Below are 1268 nucleotides of genomic sequence, written 5' to 3'. Positions count from 1 at the left end.
TGATCTTCCCCCGCTTTAACGGACACCAAAATCTAACTAAAGATGAGGTGTCTTATGCCCAAGTACAACAATCCAAGACGAACTTGGAAGTATTCAAACGACTTTAAAGTCAACGCTGTTCAACTGAGTTTTGTTGTCGGCATCACAATCAAAACTGTCGCACTAAAGCTCGACATCCACCCATTCATGCTGTCACGATGGCGAAAAGAATATCGCGAAGGAATTATTGTGGCTGATAAACGTAAAAAAGTAGCTGGGCATTCGAAAGTAAAAAAACAACTGACCAACGAGCAAAAACTTGAACGCGAAAATAAGCAACTCAAGGAGGAACTGTACATCCTAAAAAAGTGGCAACGGTTTCTTGCCGAGGAACATCAGGACGATATAAATTCATCGAAAAACTCAGAGCCCAAGTAAGTGTTACGGCTTTAATCGAACTACTTGGTGTATCCAGAAGTGGCTATTACGATTGGAGAAACCGTCAGCCAAGTGAGCGTTCAATTAAGGATGATGAATTAAAGGTAAAAATTCAGCAAATATTCACTGACAATAAAGGACGATACGGTAGTCCTCGCATATTTAAGGCCTTGCAAAAGCAAGGGTATAACTTAGGTAAAAAGCGCGTAGAACGCTTGTACCGTGGGCTCGGCCTTGTTGCTAGAGTAATGCGCGTGACTACGCGTTCTGCGGCATATAAACGTTTCCTCGTTACAGGAGCAAACTTACGACAAGATGGTGGAGTACCCGATGCGGCCAATAAAGTGTGGGTTGCGGATGTCACTTACTTAAAAGTAAAAGGTGTGTGGCGTTATTTATCCGTGATAATGGATTTGTATTCTCGACGTATTATTAGTTGGAGTTTAGATAAAAATAGAACCATGGATGTGACAAAACGTACCTTACTTAATGCCGTTAAAAAGAGAAAACCACGAGAGAATTTAATGCTGCATACTGATAGAGGTGTTGAGTATCGCGGGCAAGTTTATCAAAAAGCATTGAAAAAAAATGGGATAGTTCATAGCTTGAGTCGCGCGGGAAAATGTACGGACAATGCCCACATGGAGTCATTTTTTCATTCAATGAAAACAGAAGTTATTCGTGGTAATGTTTTTAAAAGTGATGCACAGTTACGTGCAACACTTGGCGGATACATTAACAAATATTACAATGCGACAAGAATGCATTCAGGTATAGATTATTGCTCACCTATAGAATATGAAGCAATAGCGGCGTGAAAAAAAATGTGTCCGTTTTATCGGGGGAAGATC

At 40.6% G+C, this 1268-nt stretch carries 1 protein-coding gene; it reads left to right on the top strand.

Going from position 1 to position 1268, the window contains the following annotated elements; genetic code table 11:
• The first annotated feature begins 54 nt into the window (after positions 1 to 54).
• Positions 55 to 1235 (top strand): IS3 family transposase gene (locus CXF71_RS13045; RefSeq protein ID WP_101233392.1). Its coding sequence is split into 2 segments (ribosomal slippage): positions 55 to 340 and positions 340 to 1235, totalling 1182 coding nucleotides; the frame shifts between segments, so codons are not numbered across the junction.
• The last annotated feature ends 33 nt before the right edge of the window (positions 1236 to 1268 follow it).

Origin of the sequence: Colwellia sp. 12G3 (assembly GCF_002836775.1) — a bacterium.
Lineage (GTDB): Bacteria > Pseudomonadota > Gammaproteobacteria > Enterobacterales > Alteromonadaceae > Colwellia.
The sequence above is the reverse complement of the archived record's forward strand: the minus strand, read 5'-3'. Positions and strand labels throughout refer to the sequence as shown.